The sequence below is a fragment of the Agrobacterium sp. fls2-241-TYG-188a genome, assembly GCF_030209845.1.
In genome coordinates this window covers 130,563-149,139 of sequence record NZ_JARVRD010000011.1, presented here as the reverse complement: position 1 = coordinate 149,139, position 18,577 = coordinate 130,563, and the positions used below count along the sequence as shown (strand labels likewise).

Genomic DNA, 18,577 nt, shown 5'->3' with positions numbered 1-18,577 from the left:
CTAGAATTCCTTCGAGAGTTCGATGACATTGTTGCGAGAGATGCCCTTGGCGTTCGCGTCAGCTTGTGACGTGAAAATTGCGCTGAGATTGGGAAGGATCACGAATTCGCTTCCCCTCTTTATGAGGCAGTTGATGTAGTCGGGTCGCCACCGCATTCCCACGCTTGGTGGTTGTTCGCTAGCCGTTCTGGAAAAGGTTGTGACCTCATAGACCTTGTCGGTCCGCAGGCCGACCAGCGTCCTCTCACCGTCGAGCGGAAGCTCGATGACGATGATGCGGCTGTCGATCGTCTTCTCAGCCGCGCCCATTCCAAAGGCTAACCTGATGTCGGCGAGGGGAATGACCTTTCCACGAAAATTGATGACGCTGGCGACAAACGGTTTGCTGCCCGGCACCGCCGTTTCCGGCAGGAGGTCGAGTATTTCTTGAACGAGAACCGCCTCGATGGCGAATGTCTCACCTTCTATGCTGAAGGTCAGGACCTCAAGGTCCTCGCGCTCGCGCCAGATATCTTCTGGTTGTTTCAAAAGAGGCTGGTTCATCCGGCAAAACGCATCTGCGCCTCCTGTTGTTGTCCTGCAGTTACGAGATGTCCAACATCGAGAATGAGAGCGACGCTGCCGTCTCCTAGAATGGTCGCGCCAGAGAAGGTCGCGACATCGTGATGAAGTTTCGACATGGCCTTGATGACCGTCTGGTGGTCACCGATGATCTGATCAACGACGAGGCCGACGCGCTCCGAGCCGGTGGATATGACGACCACCTTTTGAAACTGGTCCGGTGTCGTACCCGTCTGGAAGAGTTCGCGCAGCCGTATAAACGGTACAAGGCTTTCGCGCAGGGATATGAAGGAACGTCCTCTCGATTTGACATCATTCTCTGGAGACAGTTCCAGGCATTCTTCAACTGCCGAGAGTGGGATGACGTAGCAGCCGGTGCCGACACGCACGAGAAGACCGTCGATAATCGCCAGGGTCAGCGGAATGGCAAGCGTGATCTCTGAACCTGCGCCCGGTGCGCTCGTCACATTGATCGTGCCGCGAAGAGCCTCGATGGTCTTTTTGACAACGTCCATTCCGACACCACGGCCGGAAAGATTTGTCACTTGCGCTGCGGTAGAGAATCCCGGTTCGAAAATCCGTTGCAGCAGTTCCTGATCGGTCAGCGTAGCGCCGGCCGCGATAAGACCTGAGGCTTCCGCTTTCGCGCGGACCCTCTGGCGGTTGATCCCGCGGCCATCGTCACGAATGGTGATCGTGACATCGCCGCCTGTCTGGCGTGCAACCAGCGTAACCTGGCCTGTTGGCTTCTTGCCTGCGGCGATACGCTCGTCCGGTGTTTCAAGCCCGTGGTCGCAGGAGTTTCTGACAAGGTGAACAAGTGGATCGGCCAGACGCTCGATCACCGCCTTGTCGACTTCAGTGCTTTCACCCTCTGTGACCAGCTCGATCTGTTTGCCGGTCTCGCGGGCCAGATCGTGAATCAGGCGGCGGAAGCGGCCAAAAAGCTGGGTAATCGGCACCATACGCAACACCATCATCGTATCGCGTAGTTCACCGGACAGGCGTTCGACATCCTCGGAGACGGCGCGGAGCTGAATGTCGACACTTGTATTGGCAAGCTGGGAGAGGCGTGACTGGGCAATGACCAGTTCACCGACCCGGTCCATCAATTCGTCCAGGCGTTCAGCCGGAACGCGGACGTTCTCGGCGCTCTTGTTCTGCTTGCCGTCGCCGCCGCCCTGTGGCGCGGCTGCGTTCGCCTTTGCAGCTTCCTCGACCGGTGCCGGTGGTGGAACGATCTCACTCGAAACCGTAGCTTCAGACGAAATTTTCTTCACCTCGATGTCCATGTCGTCCATGACGAATATGAACACGTCATCAATGGCAGAACGAGGCTGGTCCGTGGTCAAAGTAACCGACCAGGACAGATAGAGATTGGCAGGATCAAGGAGGTCGAGCGTTGGAATGGACTGAGTGTTGACGGTGATGACGCATTCGCCAAGTTCCGCCATCTCATCCAGCAAGCCAAGCGGGTTCGTTCCGTTCGCCATTGCATTTGCTGGCAGACTGAAGTCGATCTGCCACGTTGCGGTCGAAGGTTCTTCCGCCTTGGCAACGACAGGCGCTGCCGCACCGGCATGGGATGCGGCACCATTGCTACCGACAGCCGCTTCGAGTTTTGCCAACAGCCTGTCGCCGGTCTCGGGAAATGCGGTTGCCGGATTGTCTACCAGACGCCGCATGTGATCCTGTGCTTCGAGCACGGCTGCGATCAACTCGCTGGTGGCCGGTACTTCACCTTTGCGTACACGGTCAAAGGCCGTCTCACAGTGGTGAGTGAACGCGGCGAGCGCCTCAAAGCCGAACATGGCTCCGGACCCCTTAAGGGTATGCAGGCCGCGGAAGACGGCGTCGATCTGTCCCTGATTGGAAAGATCATGCAACAGATCCAGCAAGCCACTTTCGATCTGTTCGAAAAGCTCGGCTGCTTCTGTCCTGAAAACCTGAATGGGGTCCAGTATGGTCATCTACCAAGAACCTTCCTGACAATTTTGACGAGATTTTCTGGATCGAATGGCTTCGTGACCCAACCGGTGGCACCCGCAGCCTTCGCCCGTGTTTTCATGTCGGCATCGGATTCGGTGGTCAGAAAGATGATGGGGATGCCCGTGTGAGCGGGCGACTGCCGCAAGGCTTCGATCATTTCCAGACCGTTCATGTTTGGCATGTTCAGGTCGGTGACAATAAGATCGAAAGAGCCGCTTTTCGCTTTCGCAAGACCGTCGGCGCCATCAACAGCTTCCGTGATAGAATAGCCCGCATTTGTCAGGGCAATCTTGGTCGTCATTCTGATGCTGGCAGAGTCATCGACGGTGAGAATATTGGCGCTCATTGAATTTCCTTTCCATGCAGCCAGAAGAGGCGAGTGGCCTCGTCCATATTTGTGAGAAACCCGCCACGGCGAAGCGTGTCGATCACGCCGGGGGAGGCCGGTTTCGTCAGTGTGATGTATTTGCCTTCAGCCCGCGCATAGAGCCGGGATGCTTCGATAAGCTGAATAAAGCTCAGATCGACGTGAGCATCGTCCGGTATCTCGACAGTCACAGCGCTGTGCGTGCTGAATGCGTCGAGAAGGCTCTCATGCACAGCGGCGATGCCGCGTATGGAAAGAGAGTTGGGTAAGGTCAGCATTTCCGGTGTCATTGGGGGGAACGTCCTTGATTGCCAATTAGATGGATCGTGACGTCCAGTCGCTTTGTTCAAAGATCGCCGTGCAAAAAATTTCCCTATCGGCCGAGATATCGGCGGTGGAAATTCCGAAAAGTTGCCATTCGACCAGAACCCGCTGTTTTCGAAGCACAGGTTCTTGTGCGCAGCAGTTGAAGAAAAACTTCAACCGCTCCGCTCACACATCGGAGACGTGACAACAATGCAGCAGCGCTCTTTTCGCAAAGGCGAAAAAGCGTTCAAATCCAGTACATGTTTGAAAATCGAGCTGGCATCATGCAACTCGTTAGATAGTGCGCGCTGCTTGACGCAGCTTTTGGTTTTTTTAGTCGCCTATCATTGGCGTTATTAGTATTGTGCTGTTAGTTAAGACGCAGTTAATCTGGGTTGCGATTAGTCGTAAGGCCTTTAATGGTTGTAATGATATTGCTTCAATTTGTTGAAAAATGCTCATATGTCTGGTTTTCTCTACCAAAGATATACACTTTAAAAAATGATTATTGTTTAGAAAAGTTGTATATTTTAGTCAGTACACCTCGACTTGATGTCTTTTGACTTCCCCTGATCTTGGCCGCCGCGCTCCGCAATCTGTCCGTCCGGAGGGATGATTTTGAAGTTGAATTCTGCGCAAGGGGAAATCTCGGGGTCGGTGCGTCCAACTCGATTAAAATAGCCGCTATCGCACTCTTAGGCATCCCGATAATTTCCGGAAAATACTATAACGGCTTGTTTATAAACAATAAAAAATTCGCAGATTTTTTATTCAGATGTGCTGTTGCAGAACCGATATCTTTCGCATAGGTTTTTACGGCAACGTTTCAGTGAGGGAGGAGACTCATGCGCATTCGTTCTATTTTGGCCGCTTTGGCGGCCAGTGTCATGCTACCGGCAGGTATGGCCGGAGCCACTGACCTCGAGGTAACGCATTGGTGGACGTCAGGCGGCGAAGCCGCAGCCGTCGGAGAACTGGCCAAGGCGTTCGATGCAACCGGAAATAAGTGGGTTGATGGTGCGATTGCTGGTTCTGGCGGTACCGCACGCCCAATCATGATCAGCCGTATCACCGGCGGCGACCCGATGGGCGCTACGCAATTCAACCACGGGCGGCAGGCGGAAGAACTCGCTCAATCAGGATTGATGCGTGATTTGACCGATGTTGCTGAAAAGGGGAAATGGAAGGACGTCATCAAACCTGCCAGCCTTCTCGAGAGCTGCACAATTGACGGGAAGATCTACTGCGCGCCAGTCAATATCCATTCCTGGCAATGGCTGTGGCTTTCCAATGCTGCTTTCAAGAAGGCAGGTGTAGAGGTTCCGAAGAACTGGAACGAATTCGTTGCCGCGGCACCCGCCCTTGAGAAAGCTGGTATTCAACCGCTGGCTTTGGGCGGTCAGGCCTGGCAATCAAACGGTCTGTTCGACACTCTTTTGATCGGTATTGCCGGCAAGGATCTTTATGAAAAGGTCTATAAGGAGAAGGATGCCGAAGCTGCCGCTGGCCCTGAGATGAAAAAGATCTTTGAGGCTGCGGACGTCGCGCGCAAGCTGGCAAAGGGTTCGAACGTTCAGGATTGGAACCAGGCGACCAATCTTGTCATCACCGGCAAGGCCGGCGGGCAGGTCATGGGAGACTGGGCGCAAGGTGACTTCCAGCTTGCCAATCAGAAAGCTGGCGTGGATTACACCTGCTTGCCAGGGCTTGGGCTGAATGAAATTCTCACGGCCAACGGCGATGCGTTTTACTTTCCGCTTCTGAAAGACGAAGCGAAATCCAAGGCGCAGGAGGTTCTGGCCGAGGTGATCGTAGCTCCCAAGACGCAGGTTGCTTTCAACCTCAAGAAGGGATCGCTCCCGATACGAGGCGATGTCGATCTTGCCTCCGCCAATGACTGCATGAAAAAAGGTCTCGACATTCTGGCCAAGGGCGAAATTCTGCAAAGCACCGATCAGCTGATTTCTGCAGACACCCAGAAGCAGAAGGAAGATCTTATGTCGGAGTTTTTTGCAAATGCATCGCTTACGCCTGATGCAGCGCAAAAACGCTTCGCCGAAATTATCTCGGCTGCCGACTGATCTCCGTCTTCCATGATTGCTGTCCGACAGGGCCAGCAATCATGGACACCTCCTTGCCAGGCGTTGTGATGTTCTCATGCATGCCTGGAAAAGTGCTGCGGGATAGCTGAATGCTACCCGCTGCACGATCAACCCCAGTGATTGATAAGGAGTGGCACATGGCACTGAAAAGCCATTCTGGTCGTCCAAACCAGCTATTCCGCAATCTCAATTCGAAGATTGCATCTATCCCCATGATCCTGACCGCGATGGTCATTTTTCTGGGCGGAACGATCTGGACAGTCGTTTATTCCTTTACCAATTCGAAGCTGCTGCCGCGGGCGAGCTTTATCGGACTTGAACAGTATGAGCGGCTGTGGGCTGCGCCGCGCTGGATCATTTCCATTCAGAATCTTGCCATTTACGGCATTCTTTCCCTGATTTTCAGTCTCGTCATCGGCTTTGTGCTGGCGGCGCTGATGGATCAGAAAATCCGATTTGAAAACACGTTCCGCACGATCTTTCTTTATCCTTTCGCTCTTTCCTTCATCGTTACCGGCCTTGTCTGGCAATGGTTGTTGAATCCGGAATTCGGCATCCAGTCCGTCGTGCGTTCACTCGGCTGGGAGAGCTTCACCTTCGATCCGCTCTACAATTCACAGCTGGTCATCTATGGCGTCCTGATTGCGGCGCTCTGGCAAGGCACGGGCCTTGTCATGTGCCTCATGCTGGCGGGCCTGCGCGGTATCGACGAGGACATATGGAAGGCGTCACGGGTCGACGGCATTCCCATGTGGAAGACCTATATTCTTATCGTCATTCCCATGATGCGCCCTGTCTTTATCACCACTCTGGTGATCATCGCCAGCGGCATCGTCAAGGTTTACGACCTGGTCGTGGCGCAGACGAGTGGTGGGCCTGGCATCGCCTCGGAAGTTCCTGCCAAATATGTTTATGACTACATGTTCCAGGCACAGAATCTCGGGCAGGGCTTTGCCGCCTCCACCATGATGCTGCTTACCGTCGCAATCATCATCATTCCTTGGGCTTATCTCGAATTTGGAGGGCGCAAGCGTGGCTAACATCTCGACGCTCAACACTGTCGCTGCCGGCGCAGATGCCGTTTCCAAAGATCTGCATGGACCGCGCGGGCGCAAGCCGCGTAAGCGCCTGTCCCGCCGAAACATCATGCTCTACGGCACGCTCACGCTCGCTGCGCTCTATTACCTTCTCCCGCTTTACGTGATGATTGTCACATCGGTGAAGGGAATGCCTGAAATCCGCATGGGCAACATCTTTGCTCCGCCCCTGGAAATCACGTTCGAACCCTGGGTGAAGGCTTGGGCCAACGCCTGTACGGGGCTGAACTGCGACGGGCTTTCGCGCGGCTTCTGGAACTCGGTGCGCATCATGATCCCATCGACCATCGTTTCGATCGTGATTGCCTCGGTCAGTGGTTATGCGCTGGCGAACTGGAAGTTCAAGGGTTCCGAGCTGTTCTTCTCGATCCTCATCGTCGGGGCGTTCATCCCTTATCAGGTGATGATCTACCCGATCGTGATTGTTCTGCGCGAATTGGGAATATACGGCACCCTGAGCGGCCTCGTCATCGTCCACACGATTTTCGGCATGCCTATCCTGACGCTCCTGTTCCGGAACTACTTCGCCGGCCTGCCGGAGGAGCTTTTCAAGGCGGCGCGTATCGATGGCGCCAATTTCTGGCAGATTTATTTCCGCATCATGGCGCCGATGTCGCTGCCCATTTTTGTTGTCGCCATGATCTTGCAGGTGACCGGAATCTGGAACGACTTCCTGTTCGGCGTCGTGTTCACCAGACCGGAATATTATCCGATGACAGTACAGCTCAACAACATCGTCAACTCGGTTCAGGGCGTGAAGGAATATAACGTCAATATGGCGGCGACCCTGCTCACCGGTGCCGTTCCGCTGTTCGTCTATTTCGTTTCAGGCAGACTTTTTGTCCGCGGCATCGCCGCTGGCGCAGTCAAGGGTTAAGCTTCATGAATAAAAGCGTTTCCATTCGAGATCTGTCCCTTTCATTTGGCGCAGTCAATGTTCTGTCCGATCTCAATCTCGACATCTATGAAGGCGAGTTTCTTGTTCTTCTTGGCTCTTCGGGCTGCGGCAAATCCACTTTGTTGAATTGCATTGCCGGACTCCTGGAGCCAACGGAAGGGCAGATTTTCATCAAGGACCGCAACGTTACCTGGGAAGAACCCAAAGACCGCGGCATCGGAATGGTGTTCCAGTCTTACGCGCTCTACCCGCAGATGACGGTCGAGAAGAACCTGTCATTCGGCCTGCAGGTCGCCAAGGTTCCCAAGGAGGAGATCGACCGCCGGGTCAAGCGTGCCGCCGGCATCTTGCAGATCGAGCCGCTTTTGAAAAGAAAGCCCGCCGAACTTTCCGGCGGTCAGCGCCAGCGTGTTGCTATCGGCCGCGCCCTTGTTCGTGATGTGGATGTGTTTCTGTTCGACGAACCACTATCCAATCTCGATGCGAAACTGCGCTCCGAGCTTCGTGTGGAAATTAAGCGACTGCATCAGGCGTTGAAGAACACGATGATTTACGTCACTCACGATCAGATCGAAGCGCTGACCCTTGCGGACCGTATCGCCATCATGAAAAGCGGCGTGATCCAGCAGCTGGATGACCCGATTTCCATCTACAACAAACCGCGAAACCTGTTTGTCGCCGGCTTCATCGGCTCTCCGTCGATGAATTTCCTGCGCGGCGAATTGGCCGAGCGAAACGGCAAGGTGGAGTTCGTGGCAAATGGGGTCAGTTTTACCCTTGATGGATATGACGCCTCAAACCCTCTGAAAGCGGGTATTCCCGCTGTGCTGGGTGTTCGCCCCGAACATGTCCGGGTCGACAGCGACATAACCGGCGGCGATATCCACGACGCTGTTGTCGATATCGAAGAGCCGATGGGAGCCGACAATCTGATCTGGTTGAAACTCGCCGGTCACACGCTGTCTGTCCGCGTCGGCGGTCACAGACGTTTTTCGCCTGGCACAAAGGTCAAGCTGGCCTTCGACATGTCCATGGCCTCTCTCTTCGATGCGACGACGGAAGAGCGCATCTAGAAAATTTCAATCCACCAGACACAGCCCCAATGTCAGGAGACACAGATGACGAAACTTGGCTTCCAACTTTACAGCGTGCGCAATTTTCCGCCGCTATCCGAAACTTTGAAGAAACTGTCGGCTGCAGGCTATGCGCATGTGGAAGGCTATGGCGGTATTTACGGTGGCATGGACGATGCCGGGCTGAAAGCATTGCGCGATGATCTCGACGCGAACAATCTTACCATGCCAACAGGCCATTTCGGCCTCGACATGCTCGAAAAAGAACCGCGGCAGGCACTCAATATCGCAAAGATCCTCGGCGTAGAAACGATCTACTGCCCGCATCTCATGCCTGACCAACGTCCTTCCGATGCCGCAGGCTGGCTCGCATTCGGCAAGCGACTTCAGGAGGTTGCAAAGCCCTATCGCGAGGCAGGGCTGGCATTCGGCTGGCATAATCACGACTTTGAATTTGTGAAGCTTGAAGACGGGTCGACGCCGCAGGAGCAGATATTTGCCGGCGGTCCGGAGCTGGAATGGGAAGCGGATATTGCCTGGATCATCCGTGGCAAGGCTGATCCGCTTGAATGGATCGAACGCTATGCCAGCCGCATCACGGCTGTGCATGTCAAAGACATCGCCGCAGTTGGGGAAAATCAGGACGAGGATGGTTGGGCAGACGTGGGCCATGGCACCGTAGACTGGAAGGGCCTCGTCGATGTCTTGAAGAAGACGGCAGTCAAATATTACGTCGTTGAGCACGACAATCCCAAAGACGCAGACCGGTTGATCACGCGATCGATCGCGTCGTTCAACAATTACTAAAACGACCAATCTGGAGTGTCATATATGGCCGAGGAACTTGGCGTCGGCATCATTGGATGCGGCAATATCTCAACAACCTATTTCTCGCTTTCCCCTCTATTCAGGGGCCTGAAAGTTCTCGCCTGCGCAGACCTTAACCGCAGCGCAGCTGAACTGCGCGCCGAGGAATTCGGCGTAAAGGCGCAATCCATTGAGGAACTGCTTGAAAACAGCGAGATCGATGTGGTGGTGAACCTTACCATCCCCTCGGCGCATTATGCGGTCTCTAAAGCAATCCTCGAAGCAGGCAAACACGTCTATTCGGAAAAGCCTCTCGTTCTCACGCTGGAAGAAGGCGAGTCGCTGCGCCGCCTTGCTGCCGAGAAGAATCTGGCCGTTGGTTGCGCCCCCGATACGTTCCTGGGTGGCGCACACCAGCTCGCCCGCAAATACATCGACGATGGCAAGGTGGGTCGTATCACCTCCGGAACCTGCCATGTCATGAGCCCAGGGATGGAAATGTGGCATCCCAATCCGGGCTTCTTCTTCCTGGCCGGTGGTGGACCAATTCTCGATCTAGGTCCTTACTACATCGCCAACCTGATCAATCTGATCGGTCCGGTAAAGCGCGTCGGCGCGCTGACGTCCATGGCAAACCCGACCCGTACGATTACCAGCCAGCCGTTGCATGGCCAGACCATTCCGGTCGAGACGCCAACCAACATCCATGCTTTGCTGGAATTTGTGAATGGTGCGACGATAACCCTGTCTGCCAGCTGGGATGTCTGGTCTCATCGCCACGCCAATATGGAACTGTACGGCACCGAAGGATCGATCTACGTTCCGGACCCCAACTTCTTCGGCGGCGTCGTGGAGGCCAGCGGTCGCGACAAGGACATCCAGCCGCTCGAAAACTGGGATCATCCTTTCGGCATCGCCAATCAGGAAAGCCCACAGGGTGCTCGCGCCAATTATCGTACGGCGGGCCTTGCGGATATGGCGATTGCATTGACGGAAGGGCGCGATGCGCGCTGCTCTCTGGAGCGCTCGCTTCATGGCATCGATGTCATGACGTCTATTCTCAAGTCCGGAGAAGAGGGGCGCTTCATCGACCTGACGACCACCTGCACCCAACCCGCTGCTCTTGGAGCCGAAGAGGCTCAATCCCTGCTGCGCTAAGAAAAAGGGCGCCGGGGCAACCACTCACGGCGTCCTATCTCTAGGGATTTAGCAGATCCGTGCGGATTGCCGCTTTCAGTGGAAGATGATCCGACGCAATCCGTGACAGTGCACTGTCGTGTGCTGTCACGTTCTCGATAAGGCCGACGCGGTTTGAAATTATTCTGTCCAGCGCCAGGACTGGCATCCCCGACGGAAAGCTTGGAACCGCAGGCGGTAACGCGCCGAAGGCATCACGCAGTGTATTGAGCGACGAACCGCTGCCCAGCCTCCATTCGTTCAGATCGCCGAGCAGAATTGTCGGCTGCTCTTCTCTCGTCCCCAGAAGTGCCAGAAGCGCCTTCGCCTGTTGTGCCCGAGAGTGTCGCAAAAGACCGAAGTGGGCTGCGATGATGCGAAGTGTTCCGCCTTGCTTGAGCTCGAGTTCCACAACAAGAGCGCCGCGTGGCTCCAGACCCGGCAGCTTGAGGGGATGCACATCGCGCACGGCACCCTCGCGAAAGAGCACGACATTGCCGTGCCAGCCGTGGGCCTTGCTGGCCGCTGCAATGGGAACAGGCGTAAGTCCACATTCGCGCTCCAGTCGCATCAGGTCAAGCAGCCCCGTCCTTTCGCCAAAGCGGCTGTCAGCTTCCTGAAGGGCTATGATATCGGCGCTGATTTCCTTGATGACATGGCAGATGCGATCCGGATCGAACTTTCGATCACGACCGACGCATTTGTGGACGTTATAGGATGCAATGACCGGAGACGCGTCAGCGCTTTTGTTGTCGGACTGGCTTTGGCGTTTTTTCCGGTTTCGAAAAGATGTCATCAGAACGGAGGAGAGGCTTTCGGGCTTCGCGCGCATCAATATCCTATCTCGCATCAATAATTTCATGTCCGTGCCTGTGCATTTGGCCAGCAACCCCGTCTCTTGGTTTCTAGAGATAAGGCGAAGCCAACCACAGAACCCGTTCGAAAAGCCGCAAAACAAATGGTCGGGCTCGTAAATCTTCTAGCTTCACCGGATTCGCATTTTCCATGGCCTGGGCCATACGCTCCGAGATCGCCTGAGCAAACCTGTCATCGATAACTTCGATGTCCACCTCAAAGTTCAATCGCAATGAACGCGGATCGAGATTTGACGATCCGACGTAAGCCCATCGCTCGTCGATGACGAGAAGTTTGGAGTGATTAAACGCGCCGGCGCCGCGCCAGATCCTGCACTGGTTTCTCAAAATCTGATCGAACTGCGCCGTCATCGCGTAATCCACCAGCTTGAGGTTATTGTTCGCGGGAACGATGATATCGACCTGCACACCTCGTCTTGCTGCCGTCGTCAGCGCAGAGATCAGTTCGCGATCCGGAAGGAAATATGGAGACATGATGCGAATGGACGAACGGGCAATGGAAAAGGCGCCCATCAGCAACTTGTGACTGGTCTCGATACTGTTATCAGGGCCGGACGCGACGACGCGACCGACGACTGGCGAACCTGGTTTGCTTTCGGGAAGTGTGACATCCCATACCGGTCCGTCCAGCAATTCGCGGGTGGCAAAGCGCCAGTCCTCTGCGGCGACCGAAAAGAGATCGAAAACCAGCGGTCCCTTGACCTTGAAATGCGTGTCGCGCGAATAATTTTCCGGAGAAAACTCCGCTGTGAACCCCTCCCGAATATTCATGCCGCCGGTAAATGCCAAACGGCCATCCACGACGAGGATCTTGCGGTGGGTTCTCAAATTCGCATAGGGCAGGCGCAGGCCTATGATGACGTTGCCGTTGAAGACGGCTGCCCTTACATCTGCCTTCTCAAGGCTTGGCATGATGCTGGGGACGGAATAGCGGGCTCCCACGGCATCGACCAGAACACGCACCTCGACGCCGCGATCGCGGGCCCGCGACAGTGCTTCTACGAAACGAAGACCAATCCGGTCCTGATCGAAAATATACGTCTCCAAAATAATGGACCGTTTGGCGGCGTCTATGGCATCGAGCATTTCTCGATAGGCGATGTCGCCGGATGGGAGAACGTCGATTTCGTTGCCGGTCGTCAGGGCATTGCGGGTGACCCTGTCGCCGACATTCTTCATGGAGACGAAACGGCGGCCGAAGCGTTTTGCGACGAGCGCGCTATCGGCATCGAAACGAGCTACCCGATCCATGATCGTGCCGTGCATCAGAGACCGTTGCTGCCCTAGCGCACTACGCCGGATACGATTGATTCCAGCAATGCCATATATGACCGCGCCAATGACGGGTGACAACACGATGACGCCGACCCAGCCTAGAGCGGTACGAACTTCCTGCTTCGTCATGGTCGCGTGAATGGCCGCACTTGCCCCCATGAAAAGCGATAAGGCTGCCAGCAAATGGGGCCAGTAGGTGGTAAAAAGATCAATCATATGAGGAGTATAGTGCAGTTGACCTGCGCTGCAAGCGGACAGCTTTGATCTACGGTAGCGATGCGTTAAGTGTTTGTAAGCTATGATGGCCACAGAATTTGCAGTGAAACTCATGCTCAGATGATCATCAACCTCACCCTATCCGCTGGTAATTCCAGGCCGCTGACCCCTCTACGGGCTTGTAATCAAACCGAAATTATCTTACCAACGTGCGACATCCTGCAAATCGGTGAAACGCCATGCGTTTGAGACATATTGCGCTTCTTGCCTGCACTGCCCTGATGCTCGCAGGTTGTAACGAAACGCTCGAGACCGTCGAGCGGGACGTTTCCCATGTCAAGAATAAGGTCGACTACCCCCTGTCTGCGTCCATTCTGGCGGAGATGGACAAGAAGAACATGGATCGCAATGCGCCGATCCTGATCCGTATCTTCAAGGAAGAGGGCAAGCTCGAAATATGGAAGGCCAAGCGCGACAACCGTTTCGACGTAATCGCGTCCTATGACATTTGTGCCTGGTCTGGAAAGCTCGGTCCTAAAATCAAGGAAGGGGACAGACAGGCGCCGGAAGGTTTTTACAATCTGACGCCAGGTCATCTCAACCCGAATTCCAACTACTATCTGGCTATAAACACTGGCTTCCCCAATCGTTATGATCAGGCGAATGGTCGCAATGGCACCAACCTGATGATTCACGGTGCCTGTTCGTCATCGGGCTGCTATTCCATGACCGATGCGCAGGTTCTGGAGATTTACGGCTTTGCCCGCGATGCCTTCAAGGGCGGACAGAAAACCGTCCAGCTACAGGCTCTTCCCTTCCGCATGACCGCGGAAAACATGGCGCGCCATCGCAACAGCGAGCATTTTGAATTCTGGAAGATGCTCAAGGTCGGCTACGACAATTTCGAAGTCACGAAGCGTCCGCCTGAGGTCAATGTTTGCGAGAAGAAATATGTCTTCAACCAGCAGCTGGAAGGCGGACAGTTCAACGCATCTGCTGCATGTCCGAAGATGAGCACGCCGCCGGCTCTTGCCAGCGCGCTTGCGAGCTACGAAAAGACCTACGATCTGGCCTATACCAAAGCCGCCAAGAAACTTGACGGCATGGTCTGGTATGATCCGAGCGAGGCTGAACGCAAAGCACTGGTTGCCGAAAAGCGCAAGGGACGGGAGCCTGCCTATGCGCCAACTGGCTCTGCGCTCAAGGCCGGCAAGCTTATGAAGGAAACGGAATTTGCGGCGTTGATGGAGAAGAAGGCTGCCAAGGGGCTGACCGCTCCAGCAGCGACGGCCATTGCGTCTTCTGCCAATCCACGCGCCACAGTCGCTCCGACAATTGCCGCTCCTCAACCCGCTCCAAGTGCTTCAGCATCGACAATGATGGCATCTGCAGCGCCTTCAGCTTCCGGCCAACAGGTCGCAGCTGCGCAAAGCGTGCCGGTTCCAGCCGTCAATCCGTTGGCATTTACGGCGCAGCAGCCAGCTGAAGATGCCGAGAAAAAGCCGTTCTGGAAATTCTGGGCCAAGGAATGACCCCAAAGGCTGCGAAATTCTACGATTTAAGGGGGCTGAAATGCCCCCTTCCTGTTTTAAAAAGCCGCAAGAAATTATCTGCGCTGAACGAAGGCGATGAGATTGTGGTGGAGACGAGCGATCCGCTCGCCATCATCGATATCCCTCACATGTGCCGTGAGGATGGAAACATATTGCTTGAAGCGGTCGCGACCGATGATGGCCACAGGTTCCGCATCCGCAAATCCTGAAATGGACAAAGCCTTCAGACTCCGCGCTTGTTGCCCCACAACAGCACGTGCAGCTGCGGCAGGACCCGTACGTCAAACCAGCGATCATCGCTGACCTTATCCACCAGCCATAACATCCGGTCCATCACGCCATCGATGTCGACAATTGCGTCATCGTCATCCGGTGGTGGCGGCGTGTGGTTTCCTGGCTGAAGATAGACAGGAAGATGGGGGTAGCGGGCCGAAGCGCTTCTGGCATAGGCGTAGTCGGTATCGTCAAATATCACGAGTTTCAGCGCGATTTTGGGGCCATGACCTGCGGCTTCAAGACAGTTGCTGAGCGCTGCCCAATCCGTATCCATCCCACTGGACGGTGGCTTGGGACTTAATACGAGATAATCAAGCTCGGCAAACCAGTCCTTGGCGATGCTGCCTTGGGTTTCCAGCGCGAACCGATAGTTTTCACGATGTCCCCTGGCAATCAATCCCCTCAGTGGCTGGATTGCCGGGTTTCCGCCAGAAAGGGAAACGGTCAGTGGCACGCCGCCCGACAGCCGTGTTACCTCTGCCCAGATTTCATCACTGGACATGGGTTTCCAGTCACCCCGGTATTCGCTATCGACAGCATGGAGCGTATCGCACCACGAACAGCGATAGTCACACCCACCGGTGCGCACAAATACGGTGGGCAGACCGATAAGCAGGCCCTCTCCCTGAATGGTCGGGCCGAATATTTCGCTGATCCGAACAGGGGCGTCGCTGATTTCGCTCATTGTCTTGGCCCGGGACGGTATTCGGCCCAGGTCTTTGCGGTTTCGCTGACCCTGACGGCGCTCGTTTCCGGCAGGCGCTCCTTGCACCAATCATAGAAATGCTGGGCCAATCGCTCTGCCGTGACCATATCGTGGCCCAGCACATCGTTAAGGTGGCGGTGATCGAAACTGGCATCGATGTAGTGCTTCAACGGTGCAAGTTCATGATAATCGCGCACGAAGCCGTGCTCGTTCAATTCCGCGCCCGAGAGTTCGACCTCAACGATGTAGTTGTGGCCATGCAGCCGCGCGCACTGGTGATCGGCAGGCAATCCCTTTAGCTGATGGGATGCGGAGAAATGAAATTCCTTGGTTATCCGAAACATCATTGCACCTCGCGGGCGGCATATCCGCTGGTAGCAGCCATCCAGAAATCCGGATCTTCGTAATCCGTGGGATCGGCGACGCCGGCAAGATGAAACGCCTCCCGCCGCTCCACACAGGTCCCGCAGCGCCCGCAATGCCGCAGGCCGCCCTTGTAACACGACCACGTGTCGGCAAAAGGCGTGCTGTAGCGGGCGCCGTCTGTCACGATGTCCGCCTTGGTAACGGTCACGTAAGGGGCAAATAATGTGACGTCTGCGTAGCCATCCAGCGCGTGTCGCTGCATCTCGTTGAAGCTGTCGATGAAGCCGGGGCGGCAATCGGGATAAATGAAATGATCGCCGCCATGCACGGCAATGGCAACAGCCTTGGCTTGCTGAGCCGCAGCAAGACCAAACGCGATGGTCAGCATGATTGCGTTTCTGTTGGGAACGACAGTCGAACGCATGGTTTCTTCGGCATAGTGCCCATCTGGAACGTCGACATCATCCGTCAGCGCCGATCCCGTCAGATGCGCGCCGATTGTTCTGATGTCGATGATGTGGTGTGGAACGTTGAGACGGCTGGCGCAAAGAGCCGCGAAGTCCAGTTCCTTCTTGTGACGCTGGCCATAGTCGAAGGAGACGAGGGCAACGAGTTCATGTTCCGCGGCAATTCTGTGCGCGAGCGAAACGGAGTCCAATCCGCCGGAGCAGATGACGATAGTCTTCATAATCAAGGATCCCTTGTTTTGACCGGGTGGGCTGCGACCGGATTTACGGTGCGGCTTCTAAAGCAACTCGGGACCATTGTGAAGAGGCGCGTCGATGATGACGTGCCTCTTCGATGTAGGGGGGGCTATTCTACGATGACGGAAACGGTGTTGCCGGTATAGACGGCGCGCATTCTCACGCCTTTGCTGTCGATGGAAGAGAATGTGCCGTTGATGCGGTTTGCGGAGAGCACATCGAACCGCGTCCCTGCAGCTGGAGTGGTGCCCGCAAAATCGATCTCAAGCACGGTGTTTCCAATGTCAGCCGAGCCAGCAACATGCAATGCGGTCTTGGCCGGGTCGAGCGAAAGCTTTCCGTTGCTCTGGACGTAGTTACCGGATACGGTAACGGCATCAGATGCCGCAAGCTGCAACGTGCCATCAGAGACGCGAACGCTTCCCGCGCCGAGAGCTTTGGGAGATGCGGCAATCAATGTGCCGCCACGCAGTTCGGTACCGCCGGAATAGCTATTGGCGCCACTCAGCTCAAGCGAGCCGGATCCGCTTTTTATCAGGCCGCCTTGGCCTGAAATGTCATTCGACCAGCGATCCCGCGCATGAAAACCGCCTGCGGACGCGTCCATATCCACGGAGACATCGCCATCGAAAGAGCCGTAACCTGCCGCCGCGGCGACGAGATTGAGGCGGCCCCAGCCATGGCTGTCATCAAGCAGCGGGTAGCCCGATTCTATTCCGGTCGAAAAAAGTACGGCTCGTCGTTGCGCAGCATCGAGATAGGGAAGGCGGGTTTCAAGCAGCACTTCAGCGCCCTCCGGCACGATCATGGCGACATCAGGCTTCGCCGGATTCCGGGTGAATGAGTAGGTCATCCGCTTACGAAAATTCGCCTTGTTCTCGATTTCGTCGGCAAAGCGATCTGTAGCGACCGTTTCGCTGTGAGCAAAATCATGCAAGCTTTGACCTTCAGGAAGCATCTTCTCGAAATAGGCGTGAACCTCGTCGTGAGCGGCTTTCTTCAATCCGGCGACCTTGGGGTCCTGCAGGACGGCCGCAGCAATGGCCGTGGCGGTGATCCGGCCACCCATGACGTCGAGCGGCGAATGCATTCCCGCCACAATGCGGCTTTCTCCCAGTTGGGATGCTTTCGTCAGCAATTCGGAAAAACGCTCCGGTACGGCATAGGCGTAGGCTATTGCCGCAAGATAAGCAGCATTGGTGTGCCCGCTTGGGAAGCCACCATCTTTTGCCCGGCCACGGTTTTCACGCGCATACCGCAGCGCCGGAACGGTAACGTCGGGCTCGGTTTCGTAGCGCTCGAATGTGCGGTCGCCGATGGTTTCGGTGCCGGTTTCGATTACCTCACCCTTCGCATTCATGCGCCATGGACGGGGTGACGAATAGAAATATTTGGACGGTGATGTTGTCCCTTCAGGGCCGCGCATCACGGCCATGAAGGCAACGAAATTTTGCAACTGCGAGTCTGGTGAGCCTGCTTCGGTTCCCTTGTCGTCCTCCCGCCTGGTTATGACGTCATTGACATTGAAGTCACCAAGCGTGTGGTTGATTGTAGTGGTCGCGCCGGCACCGTCTCTGTACCAGCCCGCCAACGGCCCCAGACCTTCAATAACGCTGTAACTTTGAGAGCGGCGGTCATTGAGATAGGCATCCAGCGCTGCTGCATCGGTGCGATTTTTGCCTGTAACGGAAAGCACGTAGCGCATGTTTTCCGCCCATATATCGGTATCGACGACCGTTGCCTTGCTGAAATCCTTCGGGCCGTGGCCATTGGCGCCGCCGTGTGCCCAGGCGTCGTCGCCAAGAGTCCAGATATGGTTGAAACCGGACAGTATGTTAATGACCGGGTTGGTCTGATCGCTATAGGCATCAACGGCTTCCCCTTGCGCATTCTTACCCGTCTGGTTGCGATAGTTCTCAGCAACGGGCAGCGGATATTTGACGAAAGGGGACGGTATCGAAACGCTGTAGCCGGCGCCTGACGGCAAAGCGAGGTCGGAAGCCAAGGCCGGGGTCACAAACCCAAGCAAAGTGACCGATGTGACGACAGCGGAGCGAAATATCGGGAAGGGAGCGAGAAGACTGGCCATCATGGCCTCCTTGAAACATCGAATGCAATGCCGAGGAGCAGATCAATGTTTCCATCCGCCACGGCTCGGCCGCGTGCAAAATGCCCAGCAATTGTGACAGCTTGTTTACAGCGTCGGTGGTTCAGACAGCAGAAGCGTTCA

18 protein-coding genes are annotated in these 18,577 nt (G+C 55.5%); 8 read left to right on the top strand and 10 right to left on the bottom strand.

Annotated elements, in window-relative coordinates:
- From QRN85_RS24160 to QRN85_RS24145, 4 genes are read right to left on the bottom strand one after another with little or no spacing between them, the layout of a single operon-like run.
- On the bottom strand, positions 1–543 hold the full coding sequence (locus tag QRN85_RS24160; protein WP_062588533.1) for a chemotaxis protein CheW: 543 nt from the start codon (positions 541–543) through the stop codon (positions 1–3).
- Positions 540–2,531, bottom strand: coding sequence for a chemotaxis protein CheA (locus QRN85_RS24155; protein ID WP_284760426.1), 1,992 nt, complete (start codon positions 2,529–2,531; stop codon positions 540–542). The genes QRN85_RS24160 and QRN85_RS24155 overlap by 4 nt, the downstream gene beginning before the upstream one ends.
- Entirely contained in the window at positions 2,528–2,896 is a 369-nt protein-coding gene (locus QRN85_RS24150) for a response regulator (RefSeq protein WP_062588537.1), read from the bottom strand. Before QRN85_RS24150 ends, QRN85_RS24155 begins: the two co-directional genes overlap by 4 nt.
- On the bottom strand, positions 2,893–3,207 hold the full coding sequence (locus QRN85_RS24145; protein WP_112963100.1) for an STAS domain-containing protein: 315 nt from the start codon (positions 3,205–3,207) through the stop codon (positions 2,893–2,895). The genes QRN85_RS24150 and QRN85_RS24145 overlap by 4 nt, the downstream gene beginning before the upstream one ends.
- Before the next feature lie 861 nt (positions 3,208–4,068).
- Between QRN85_RS24145 and QRN85_RS24140 the strand changes: the two genes are divergently transcribed.
- From QRN85_RS24140 to QRN85_RS24115, 6 genes are all read left to right on the top strand, one after another.
- A complete protein-coding gene (locus QRN85_RS24140) occupies positions 4,069–5,304 on the top strand; it encodes an ABC transporter substrate-binding protein (protein WP_062588543.1) in 1,236 nt (411 codons plus the stop codon).
- 158 nt (positions 5,305–5,462) lie between these two features.
- Entirely contained in the window at positions 5,463–6,365 is a 903-nt protein-coding gene (locus QRN85_RS24135; protein ID WP_062588546.1) for a carbohydrate ABC transporter permease, read from the top strand.
- Positions 6,358–7,299 (top strand): carbohydrate ABC transporter permease, encoded by a 942-nt coding sequence (locus QRN85_RS24130; protein ID WP_284760423.1) that lies wholly within the window; start codon positions 6,358–6,360, stop codon positions 7,297–7,299. The genes QRN85_RS24135 and QRN85_RS24130 overlap by 8 nt, the downstream gene beginning before the upstream one ends.
- A gap of 5 nt (positions 7,300–7,304) precedes the next feature.
- Positions 7,305–8,393 (top strand): ABC transporter ATP-binding protein, encoded by a 1,089-nt coding sequence (locus tag QRN85_RS24125; protein WP_062588550.1) that lies wholly within the window; start codon positions 7,305–7,307, stop codon positions 8,391–8,393.
- Between the two features lie 45 nt (positions 8,394–8,438).
- Positions 8,439–9,200 (top strand): sugar phosphate isomerase/epimerase family protein, encoded by a 762-nt coding sequence (locus QRN85_RS24120; protein ID WP_284760419.1) that lies wholly within the window; start codon positions 8,439–8,441, stop codon positions 9,198–9,200.
- A gap of 24 nt (positions 9,201–9,224) precedes the next feature.
- The gene (locus tag QRN85_RS24115) at positions 9,225–10,358 is read left to right on the top strand and encodes a Gfo/Idh/MocA family protein (RefSeq protein ID WP_284760418.1); all 1,134 of its coding nucleotides are present in this window, start codon (positions 9,225–9,227) and stop codon (positions 10,356–10,358) included.
- 40 nt (positions 10,359–10,398) lie between these two features.
- On the opposite strand, the gene QRN85_RS24110 is transcribed toward QRN85_RS24115, so the two are convergent.
- Together QRN85_RS24110 and QRN85_RS24105 are read right to left on the bottom strand one after the other, a co-directional pair.
- The gene (locus QRN85_RS24110; RefSeq protein ID WP_284760415.1) at positions 10,399–11,208 is read right to left on the bottom strand and encodes an endonuclease/exonuclease/phosphatase family protein; all 810 of its coding nucleotides are present in this window, start codon (positions 11,206–11,208) and stop codon (positions 10,399–10,401) included.
- Between the two features lie 73 nt (positions 11,209–11,281).
- Positions 11,282–12,742: a phospholipase D-like domain-containing protein gene (locus QRN85_RS24105; RefSeq protein WP_284760414.1), complete on the bottom strand. Its 1,461-nt coding sequence runs from the start codon at positions 12,740–12,742 to the stop codon at positions 11,282–11,284.
- A gap of 239 nt (positions 12,743–12,981) precedes the next feature.
- Here QRN85_RS24105 and QRN85_RS24100 point away from each other — a divergent pair, with 239 nt between their 5' ends.
- Together QRN85_RS24100 and QRN85_RS24095 are read left to right on the top strand one after the other, a co-directional pair.
- Positions 12,982–14,274: a L,D-transpeptidase family protein gene (locus QRN85_RS24100; RefSeq protein WP_284760412.1), complete on the top strand. Its 1,293-nt coding sequence runs from the start codon at positions 12,982–12,984 to the stop codon at positions 14,272–14,274.
- Complete coding sequence (locus QRN85_RS24095) at positions 14,271–14,504, top strand: sulfurtransferase TusA family protein (protein WP_284760411.1); 234 nt, start codon at positions 14,271–14,273, stop codon at positions 14,502–14,504. Before QRN85_RS24100 ends, QRN85_RS24095 begins: the two co-directional genes overlap by 4 nt.
- Before the next feature lie 14 nt (positions 14,505–14,518).
- On the opposite strand, the gene queE is transcribed toward QRN85_RS24095, so the two are convergent.
- From queE to QRN85_RS24075, 4 genes are all read right to left on the bottom strand, one after another.
- Positions 14,519–15,256, bottom strand: a complete 738-nt coding sequence (queE, locus tag QRN85_RS24090; RefSeq protein ID WP_284760410.1) for a 7-carboxy-7-deazaguanine synthase QueE — start codon at positions 15,254–15,256, stop codon at positions 14,519–14,521.
- Positions 15,253–15,621 (bottom strand): 6-carboxytetrahydropterin synthase QueD, encoded by a 369-nt coding sequence (gene queD / locus QRN85_RS24085; protein ID WP_284760448.1) that lies wholly within the window; start codon positions 15,619–15,621, stop codon positions 15,253–15,255. The genes queE and queD overlap by 4 nt, the downstream gene beginning before the upstream one ends.
- Positions 15,621–16,331, bottom strand: coding sequence for a 7-cyano-7-deazaguanine synthase QueC (gene queC, locus QRN85_RS24080; protein WP_113099728.1), 711 nt, complete (start codon positions 16,329–16,331; stop codon positions 15,621–15,623). The genes queD and queC overlap by 1 nt, the downstream gene beginning before the upstream one ends.
- A gap of 125 nt (positions 16,332–16,456) precedes the next feature.
- Positions 16,457–18,436 (bottom strand): phosphatase PAP2 family protein, encoded by a 1,980-nt coding sequence (locus QRN85_RS24075; RefSeq protein WP_284760408.1) that lies wholly within the window; start codon positions 18,434–18,436, stop codon positions 16,457–16,459.
- Positions 18,437–18,577 lie beyond the last annotated feature (141 nt).

Coding starts and splice junctions, on each gene's coding strand:
- queC (WP_113099728.1), bottom strand. CDS start 16,331: ATGAAGACTATCGTCATCTGCTCCGGCGGATTGGACTCCGTTTCGCTC.
- QRN85_RS24150 (WP_062588537.1), bottom strand. CDS start 2,896: ATGAGCGCCAATATTCTCACCGTCGATGACTCTGCCAGCATCAGAATG.
- QRN85_RS24125 (WP_062588550.1), top strand. CDS start 7,305: ATGAATAAAAGCGTTTCCATTCGAGATCTGTCCCTTTCATTTGGCGCA.
- QRN85_RS24160 (WP_062588533.1), bottom strand. CDS start 543: ATGAACCAGCCTCTTTTGAAACAACCAGAAGATATCTGGCGCGAGCGC.
- QRN85_RS24155 (WP_284760426.1), bottom strand. CDS start 2,531: ATGACCATACTGGACCCCATTCAGGTTTTCAGGACAGAAGCAGCCGAG.
- QRN85_RS24095 (WP_284760411.1), top strand. CDS start 14,271: ATGACCCCAAAGGCTGCGAAATTCTACGATTTAAGGGGGCTGAAATGC.
- QRN85_RS24100 (WP_284760412.1), top strand. CDS start 12,982: ATGCGTTTGAGACATATTGCGCTTCTTGCCTGCACTGCCCTGATGCTC.
- QRN85_RS24115 (WP_284760418.1), top strand. CDS start 9,225: ATGGCCGAGGAACTTGGCGTCGGCATCATTGGATGCGGCAATATCTCA.
- QRN85_RS24075 (WP_284760408.1), bottom strand. CDS start 18,436: ATGGCCAGTCTTCTCGCTCCCTTCCCGATATTTCGCTCCGCTGTCGTC.
- QRN85_RS24135 (WP_062588546.1), top strand. CDS start 5,463: ATGGCACTGAAAAGCCATTCTGGTCGTCCAAACCAGCTATTCCGCAAT.
- QRN85_RS24140 (WP_062588543.1), top strand. CDS start 4,069: ATGCGCATTCGTTCTATTTTGGCCGCTTTGGCGGCCAGTGTCATGCTA.
- QRN85_RS24145 (WP_112963100.1), bottom strand. CDS start 3,207: ATGACACCGGAAATGCTGACCTTACCCAACTCTCTTTCCATACGCGGC.
- queD (WP_284760448.1), bottom strand. CDS start 15,621: ATGTTTCGGATAACCAAGGAATTTCATTTCTCCGCATCCCATCAGCTA.
- QRN85_RS24105 (WP_284760414.1), bottom strand. CDS start 12,742: ATGATTGATCTTTTTACCACCTACTGGCCCCATTTGCTGGCAGCCTTA.
- queE (WP_284760410.1), bottom strand. CDS start 15,256: ATGAGCGAAATCAGCGACGCCCCTGTTCGGATCAGCGAAATATTCGGC.
- QRN85_RS24110 (WP_284760415.1), bottom strand. CDS start 11,208: ATGCGCGCGAAGCCCGAAAGCCTCTCCTCCGTTCTGATGACATCTTTT.
- QRN85_RS24120 (WP_284760419.1), top strand. CDS start 8,439: ATGACGAAACTTGGCTTCCAACTTTACAGCGTGCGCAATTTTCCGCCG.